Below are 8,215 nucleotides of genomic sequence, written 5' to 3'. Positions count from 1 at the left end.
CTGGGTGCGTTCGGAGACCCGCCCGACCTGGCCCGAGATCTCGTGGATCGAGCTGGTCATCTCCTCGGATCCCGCCGCCACGGAGTTCGCGCGCTCGCTCGCCGCGTCTGCCGAGCGGTTCAGGCCCTCCGCCGAATCTTTCATCTCGCCGATTGCGGTCCCGAGTGCCTCGACGACGCCAGCGACGTCCTCGGCCATGGCGAGCTGTGCGGTGATGACCGACCAAGTCAACATGGGCCCAACATAGGCTCCATCCGCGTCGGTGATGGCGGAGACCTGCAAGTCGAGGGTCTCGGGTCCGACCTTGATCTTGGTGCGGTGGGGCAGTCGGCGCGCGTCAGCCAGCATGTTTCGCTGATGATGCGGATTCTTGTGGAACACGTCGAAGGACTGACCCATCATCTCGGAGACCTTGATCGGCAGATACCGTCGATAGCTTCCAGCGTCTTGCGCGAGGTGTTGTTGATGTAATTGATCTTGAAATCGTTCTTCGGGTCTGCGGTCATGACCGCGACCGGCATCTCGTCGATCATGCGCAGCAGTCGGTTGGTCTCGCTCTTCTTGGCCGTGATGTCGCTGGCGAACTTGATGACCTTGAACGGCTTGCCGTCGGAGCCCAGGATCGGATTGTAGGTGGCTTCGAGCCAGACCTTCGCGCCGGACCGCGCGCGGCGGGGAAATTCGCCGGACGCAGACTCGCCGGCTCGCAGCTTCGACCAGAATTCGTCGTATTCCGAACTACTGGCCATCTCCTCGCCGACTAGGATCCGGTGGTGTTTTCCCTGCAGGGAAGCCAGATCGTAGCCCACGACGGCCAGAAAATTCGGGTTGGCGCGCAGGATCGTGCCATCCATACCGAACTCGATGATGGCCAATGAGCGCGTCAGCGCGTCGATGGTGGCCTGGGTTTCATTATAGGCAGACTTACGGAACATGGCGCAACTTTCATTGGACGCCATATCGTGACTTAGAGACAATAAGCTGGACTTAGCAGCACCTCCGAATCCGGCCTGGAACGTGCAGCGCCACGTTTCATTTCGAGTAATTTTTGGAGCCTGATACTGATATCGGTCGGATCATGAACTATTCCGTGTCAGATGGATCCTCGCCTTCAGTCTTCGCTGCTGCCGGCGAGTGGACAGCGGTTGTCAAATGATCAGAGCCGGTCCAAGCGCGCGCGTCGGGAGCTGCTGCGCGCGGTGGCACGGCTGGCGACGGCATGGTCCGCGCATCAGGTCGAACGTGGTATTTCCGGTCGCTTGACCTGCGCCTTCATCCGCGCCGAAGCGTCCGTCCGGTGTACGGGACTCGCTCAGTCTGGGACAGAGCCGTGATCCGGATCGCCTATCCCCCATTCGCGAGATTATGGCAAAGGCTACCGCGAAGCCTGCTCCAAGTCCTCTTCGTCTGAGAGCCGAAGGAATTCCTCGACCTTCGCGACGTTGCGCTCCGCCAAGGCGAGGACTTTCCAGGCCGCGGCCAGCACCTCCGGCTCGGCGGCCAGCCTCTCGTCCGGCGCTTTGAGGACCCGTCTGAGGCCGCCCGCCAGAGCCAGCATCGACGCCGCGGCCTGACGGATCTGCGCGATCCGCGGACCGATGTCCTCGCCGGAATCGAGGCGCCGGCGCAGGTCCAGAAGCATCGCGCGGGCGCTCTCGGCGCCCGGGATGGTGCCGAGGGGGATGATGTCGGCCATGGCGATCACGCCTGCCCGACCCGGTACGGGCCGCAACGCCGGTGCCCCGCCGGGGCATCTCCCCGGCAACCCGGCCGAAGCGTGGGATTGGCCCCGAGGCCCGGGACGCTGGCTGTGCTGCACGCCATCGGGACCGCCTCAGGCCGCGCGCACGGTGGTGAGGAAGCGCGTCATCTCCGCTGCGAGCTGCTCGGCGTGTCGCGACAGCTCGCCGGACGACGCCAGCACCTGGGTCGCCGCCGCGCCGGTAGCCTCCGACGCTGAGGCGACCCCGGCGATGTTGCCGGTCACCTCCGCGGTGCCCGTCGCCGCCTGGGCGACGTTGCGCACGATCTCCTGAGTCGCCGCGCCCTGCTGCTCCACGGCGGCGGCAATGCTGGCCGCCACCGTGTTGATCTCGCGGATGCGCCCCGTGATCGCGCCGATGGCCGAGACGGCCTCGCCTGTCACGCCCTGGATGCGGCCGATATGGCCGCCGATCTCGTCCGTCGCCCGGGCCGTCTGCGAAGCGAGTTCCTTGACCTCGGCTGCGACGACCGCGAAGCCTTTGCCGGCCTCGCCGGCCCGCGCCGCCTCGATGGTCGCGTTCAGCGCCAGGAGGTTGGTTTGGCCGGCGATGGCCGAGATCATCGCGACGACGTCGCCGATCCTCGCGACGGCCGTCGTGAGGTCCTCGACGAGCCGCGCCGTCCGGTCGGCCTCGCCGACAGCGGCCTGGGCGAGGGATGCCGATCCCTGTACCTGACGGCCAATCTCCTGAACCGAGCTCCCGAGCTCCTCGGAGGCCGCCGCCACGGTACCGACGTTCGACGCTGCCTGATCGGCCGCCGCCGCCACGGCCGTGGACTGCGTGGCCGTCTCGGTCGCGGTCGCCGTCATCGTCGCGGCCGTGGCCTGCAACTCCGTCGCGGAGGCCGAGACCATCCCGACGATGCCGCCGACGGCCCGCTCGAAGCAGTTCGCGAGGTCCATCATGAGGCGCCGTCGCTCCGCGCCGGCCTCCGCGTCGGCGGCGCGCTTCATCTCCGCGTCCTCGACGGCCTTCCGCGCGACCATGGCCCGGATGTCCGCAACGGCCTTGCCGACCTGGCCGATCTCGTCGCGACGGGCGGCCTCCGCGATGTCGGCATCGATATCGCCCCCGGCCATGCGCTGCAGAACGGCGACCAGCCGCGTCAGGGGCCGCGTCAGCCCGAAATGGACGATGGCGAACGCGATGGCCAGAGCCGCGAGCAACCCGGCGACCGCGGCCGTGACGAGGACCGTCGTCGCCCGCTCCGCGCTCGCCTGGGCCTCCGCCTTCGCCTGGGCGAGCTCGGCCGCGAGATTGTCGATGCGCGGCTGGACGAGGTCGCGGACCTTGTTGCGCGCCGCGAGACCTTCGGAAAGCACGATTGTCCGCGCGGTCTCGGCGTCCCTGTCGAGGGCCGCCGCGTTCGCGCGCCCGACGATGTGGAAATAGGCCTCGACGGCCTCGCGCAGTTTCTGATTGACGACCCGCCGCTCGGGCGAGTTCGACAGCGCGATCAGCCTGTCGACCGCCACGTAGGCCTGTTTCACGGCCTCGTCGTAGCGCGATCGATACGTGGCCTGCTCGGGCGGCCGGTCCTCGATGAGAATGTTCCGATTCTGAACCGTCGCCTCGAGGACGTTCGTGCGAACAGTCAGGATATTCTCAAGTCGCGCGGACTGAACATCGACGATGTGCTGCGTCTTCTCGTTCAACTCATCGAAGACGCCGTGCGCGCGATACACGAGCCCGCCGGCGACGGCGGCGACCAGCAGCAGCGGGATCGTCACCTTAGTAACAATCTTGAGGTCGGACAGGCGCGACATGTACTGATGCTCCACTAATTCAGAATTTTGAAGTCGCCGCATTTAAAGACGCGTTGCCTGGCAATCGCGCTCTGGGGGCGTCCTCAGCGCGACAAGAGAGATTTTCTGCCTTTCGGCGGTGACGCGATGCGCCGCCCGTCAACTACGAGGCGCGGGCCAGCGACAGGACCGGGCGCGCGTCGGCGGTCGGGCTCCCGTCCGGATCGCTGGCGCTCACGCTTGGCGGCGGCGCAGCACCCTCGATGCGCGCGATCAGCGCCGCGACTTCGTGGACCGGGCGCGCCGGGCTGTAGAGGAAGCCCTGCGCGATGTCGCAGCGCTTGTCCCGGAGAACGTCCAGTTGCTGCCGGGTCTCCACGCCCTCCACCGTGACGCTCATCGACAGGGCCCGCGCCATTCGGGCGATGGCCTCGACCACGGCGACCTTCTCGGGGCGACCCTGCAGATCGCGCACGAAGGAGCGGTCGACCTTCACCTTGTCGAACGGGAATTCGGTCAGGTAGCTCAGGCTCGAGTAGCCCGTGCCGAAGTCGTCCAGCGCGATGCGCACGCCCGTCGCGCGCAGGCGCTTCAGGTTCTCCAGAACCTCCGGACCGTGGTCGAGCAGCACCGACTCGGTGATCTCGATCTCGAGCCGATCTGGCGCGAGGCCGGTCTCGCGGAGAACGGCCGCGACCTCGGCGTGGAAGCCCGGCATCCGCACGTGGATGGAGGAGATGTTCACCGCGATCTTCAGGTCGGACCACGTGCGAGCGTCGGTGCAGGCACGGCGCAGGGCCCAGCGGCCGATCTCGACGATGAAGCCGGTCGCCTCGGCGATGGGGATGATCTCCCCCGGCGAGACCCAGCCGTACCCGGGCTTGTTCCACCGCAGCAGCGCCTCGAAACCGGCGACACGACCGCTCCGCATGTCCACCAGGGGCTGGTAGTGCAGCTCCATCTCGTCCGCCGCGAGGGCCGCGCGCATGTCCAAGTCGAACTGCCGCTGACGGACGACCCGCTCCTCCAGCGACGGATCGAAGGTCCGCCAGCAGCCCTTGCCGTCCGCCTTGGCGGCGTAGAGGGCGAGGTCGGCGCGCATGAGCAGGCTGGCAGGCTCGATCGCGTCGTCCGGCATGTAGGCGATACCGACGCTGACACCGACCTCCAGCCGGGCCTCGTCGATCTGGAACGGGCGGCGCAGCTCGGCCACCACGCGGGCGGCGAGGGCCTCGGCCGCGGGCCGACCGAGATCGCGGACGACCATCGCGAACTCGTCGCCGCCGAGGCGGAACAGGCTGTGCGGTTCACCGATGGCGAGCAGGCGTGCAGTGACCGCGCGCAGCAATCGGTCGCCGACGAGGTGGCCGCGACTGTCGTTGACGGCCTTGAAGCCGTCGAGGTCGAGATAGAACAGGGCACTCGGTCTCTCCGCCGTGCGAACCGTGCGGCAGAGCGTCCCCAGCGCGTCCTGGAAACCGCTGCGGTTCGGCAGTCCGGTCAGGCTGTCGTGACCCGCCAGGAAGGCGATGCGGGCCTGCGCCTCACGGCTCTCGGTGGCGTCCGAGCCCACGCCGCGATAGCCCGCGAACGCTCCCTGCGCGTCGAAGACGGGCTTGCCGTTGAGCGTGATCCAGCGCGTGCCGGCCGCGGTACGGAGCCGGATGGTGCGATCGCGGAAAGGCGCGCGCGCCGCGATCGCCGCGGCGACGGCGTGGGCGTCCGCGCCGTCGCCGTCCGGGTCGGCGAACGCGCGCAGAAGCTCGGACAGCGGCCGGTGGCGCAGCCCGGCGACCTCGACGCCGAGCAGGGCGGCGACAGCGGCGCGGGCCTGCCGAAGGCGCCCGACCGTGTCGGTTTCCCAGAGCCAGTCGCTCGTGCCCTCGGCGAAATCCTTGAGGAGGAACCCGATGGTCTCGCTCTGCGCCTGCACCATGACGCGGTCGCAGAGGCGCTGGTAGGAGTGCCGGCACATCCGACGCGCGCTCACGAAGACGAAGGCCGCGTACAGCGACAGCAGCACGGCGACGTACTCGCCGACCGGGCTCTCGCAACCGGCGAGCCCGACGAAGATGCCGGCCACCACCGGCGCCACGGCCAGGAGTGCCAGGGAGAAGATCGGGCCCGCCACGTAGGCGTGCGAGATCAGGGCGGCGCAGACGGCCCCGACCACGATCCGGTAGGCATTGTCGACCGAGGGCAGCAGGATCGCCGGCATGCTGGCCCAGGCGAGACCGCGGCCGAGCGCGAGGCCGTGAAGGACGGCGAAGGCCTCCCGGGCGATCGATCCGTCGCCGAGGCGGCCGCGATAGCGGCGCATCGCGATCATAGCCACCGCGCACAGCGCCGTCACCGCCACCGCGAGACCGGACAGGTAAGCGTGCGAGACGATGCCCCAGAAGATGGCGGCCAGCGCGAGCACGACGGCGGCCTGCGTCACCGCCGAGTATCGGCCGAGTTGTAGCGTCTCGGCGAGCATCGTGGCGCGCATCGCCTCGCGCAGGCGCGCGTCCTCGTCGGGCAGGTGCACCGCGTCGTCGACGCCCATCGGCAGGATGATCTCACTCATGGCCGCGCCCGTTCGAGGACGTCGAACCGTCGGCGGCGATCACCCTGCCGCGGAGGTCGAACTGGATCGACGCCGGTGCACTGTCGAGGGTGCTCGACTTCGCCCGGCATTCGGCATTCGGCAGCGGCATTCAGGTACCCAGGCAGGAGACGGCTCGCCGCGTCTCCGGTGCGAGGATGACCGCTTCGGACTGCCAGAGTCTCAAGCCGATCGCCGGAATTCCTGTTCAATCGCGCTCGAGGGGATCCAATTTCCTGTCATTCCGCCGGACACATCCGAAGCTTCGGGCGCAGTGGAATTTTTTGTTCCATTCTGCGGCATATCCATCGCGCTCGACCGATAGATACCTCGTCGAATTCTGGTTTCCATCGACCGCCGAGGAGGAAGCCGCCGCAGGCTTCCTTTTCCATGCGATCGATGGCCTGCACGACGCTGACAGCCGCCACTAAATGTCAGTCAATATGGATCGAATGCTGTCTTCTTAACGCTTTCACGGCCACGATTATGGCATTTCGCATCTCAATTCTGGAGCGCTGGCGATCGGGGTGAGGCGATGCCGACTCGTGCATTGATGCGTCCGCAGGCGAAGACCGAGATCGGCGTCGCCCCGCGCGGCTTCTCCTCGCGCCACTACCTGAAACTGATCGAGGATACGGGAAAAATCGGCTTCTGGTCGGCGGACCTGCGCTCCGAGCGGCTGGACGCGTCGCCGGGCCTCTACCGGATTCTGGGCCTCGACCCGACCACAGAGATGACCTTCGGCTTCGGGCTCGACATGATCCACCCGGAGGATCAGGCCGCGCACGGCGACCAGATCGCCGTGCTGCGCTCCGGCCAACCGGTCAGTCGCGAGTTCCGCATCATCCGGCCGGATCGGACCCAGCGCTGGCTCCTGCACCACGCCGAGGTCATGCTCGGCGCGGACGGGCGCCCGAGCCAGGGCATGGGCGTCGTGTTCGACGTCACGGCGCAGCACGAGACCATGAACGCGCTCATGCAGCGGCATGACCGCCTGAACGCGCTGATCGCCGCGACGGCAGCGGTCTTCTGGGTCAACAAGGCGAACGGTGAGCCGAGCGAGATGCCGCAGTGGATGGCCCTGACCGGTCAGTCTCACGCCCAGATGCAGGGTCTGGGCTGGCTCGACGCCGTCCACCCGGACGACCGCTCCCGCACGCTCGCGGCCTGGACCACGGCGGTGGAGCACACGGCGCCCTACAACACGGACTATCGCGTCCTGTGCGCGGACGGGATCTATCGCTGGTTCAATGCCCGCGGCGCGCCGGTCCTGAACAAGGACGGCTCCGTCCGAGAATGGGTCGGGGTGTGCCTCAACGTGCCGGGGCGAACCCGCTACGGGGCCCCGCCGCCCGATGCTGCGCTGCAGCAGGGAATCGTGCAGGCCGCGCCCGCTGACGAGACCCTGACTTCGAGCCAAATCCGCTCGGCCCGTGCGATCACGGGCCTTTCTAAGGATGATCTTGCCGCGTTGGCCAATGTCTCGGTCTCAACACTCAATCGGCTGGAGGACCCAACCTCGGCGGTTCGGTCGCGCTCGGACACCCTGCTCGCCGTGCGTCGTGCGCTGGAAGAGGCGGGCGTCGAATTCATCTTTGAGGCAGGCAAGAAGCCCGGCGTCCGCGAGGCTTAACCGCGCTTCAGCTTCAGGCCGCTCGACCGTCCGGTGCATTCGGCACCTGACCTCGCCGGTATTTCAGACCGAGCAGAGGGAGTGGTTATTGTATGACAGCTGGGTCGCATGAGAACGCTTACCGCGCTCCAGATTCTACGGTTTGTCCTCTCACCCGAGTGAGAGGAGATTGTCGCGCTTCGTGTCTTTAATCCCTCATCGGCGGCCCGTGGCTTCGCCTCCTGTCGACCTACGCTACGCTCGGCCTCTGTCGCACGGTTACAAATGGCCTGAGCGGAGGGCTGGAACTTGCGGGCGAAGTGCGCCGGACTGCGGCTGGCGCTCTCCAGATCGATCATCTGCCGACGAAACTCAGTGGTTAGGGAGAACGGGCTTAGGCATCGGGAAAGCACCTCACGCGAAAGCGTTCTTTGTCTACATCGAACCTGGGCAATCCTACTCGCTGCAAGTCCGATCTTCTGGCTCCGGGCTCCGAAAGCGGACT

General features: G+C 67.3%; 5 protein-coding genes and 1 pseudogene. 2 read left to right on the top strand and 4 right to left on the bottom strand.

Translation table 11 applies throughout. The features are described 5' to 3' along the window. From ACLBYG_RS31070 to ACLBYG_RS31055, 4 genes and pseudogenes are all read right to left on the bottom strand, one after another. Positions 1-935, bottom strand: a pseudogene (locus ACLBYG_RS31070) (PAS domain S-box protein); the annotation flags it as partial. Between the two features lie 440 nt (positions 936-1,375). Next, positions 1,376-1,696, bottom strand: a complete 321-nt coding sequence (locus ACLBYG_RS31065) for a hypothetical protein (protein WP_447684018.1) — start codon at positions 1,694-1,696, stop codon at positions 1,376-1,378. A gap of 138 nt (positions 1,697-1,834) precedes the next feature. After that, positions 1,835-3,532 (bottom strand): methyl-accepting chemotaxis protein, encoded by a 1,698-nt coding sequence (locus ACLBYG_RS31060; RefSeq protein ID WP_447684017.1) that lies wholly within the window; start codon positions 3,530-3,532, stop codon positions 1,835-1,837. Between the two features lie 142 nt (positions 3,533-3,674). Beyond that, positions 3,675-6,080 carry a putative bifunctional diguanylate cyclase/phosphodiesterase gene (locus tag ACLBYG_RS31055; RefSeq protein ID WP_447684016.1) on the bottom strand — a complete coding sequence of 802 codons (2,406 nt, stop codon included), beginning with the start codon at positions 6,078-6,080 and terminating at the stop codon, positions 3,675-3,677. 89 nt (positions 6,081-6,169) lie between these two features. On the opposite strand from ACLBYG_RS31055, the gene ACLBYG_RS31050 reads away from it, so the two are divergent. Both ACLBYG_RS31050 and ACLBYG_RS31045 read left to right on the top strand, forming a co-directional pair. After that, positions 6,170-6,529 carry a hypothetical protein gene (locus ACLBYG_RS31050; RefSeq protein WP_447684015.1) on the top strand — a complete coding sequence of 120 codons (360 nt, stop codon included), beginning with the start codon at positions 6,170-6,172 and terminating at the stop codon, positions 6,527-6,529. 104 nt (positions 6,530-6,633) lie between these two features. After that, a complete protein-coding gene (locus ACLBYG_RS31045; RefSeq protein ID WP_244540087.1) occupies positions 6,634-7,731 on the top strand; it encodes a PAS domain-containing protein in 1,098 nt (365 codons plus the stop codon). The last annotated feature ends 484 nt before the right edge of the window (positions 7,732-8,215 follow it).

It is taken from the genome of Methylobacterium sp. D53M (assembly GCF_053345625.1).
This window is presented reverse-complemented; position numbering and strand designations above follow the sequence as displayed.

What these genes read in the sequence shown, in the direction of transcription:
- ACLBYG_RS31065 (WP_447684018.1), bottom strand. Translation starts at nt 1,696, where the DNA reads ATGGCCGACATCATCCCCCTCGGCACCATCCCGGGCGCCGAGAGCGCC.
- ACLBYG_RS31060 (WP_447684017.1), bottom strand. Translation starts at nt 3,532, where the DNA reads ATGTCGCGCCTGTCCGACCTCAAGATTGTTACTAAGGTGACGATCCCG.
- ACLBYG_RS31055 (WP_447684016.1), bottom strand. Translation starts at nt 6,080, where the DNA reads ATGAGTGAGATCATCCTGCCGATGGGCGTCGACGACGCGGTGCACCTG.
- ACLBYG_RS31045 (WP_244540087.1), top strand. Translation starts at nt 6,634, where the DNA reads ATGCCGACTCGTGCATTGATGCGTCCGCAGGCGAAGACCGAGATCGGC.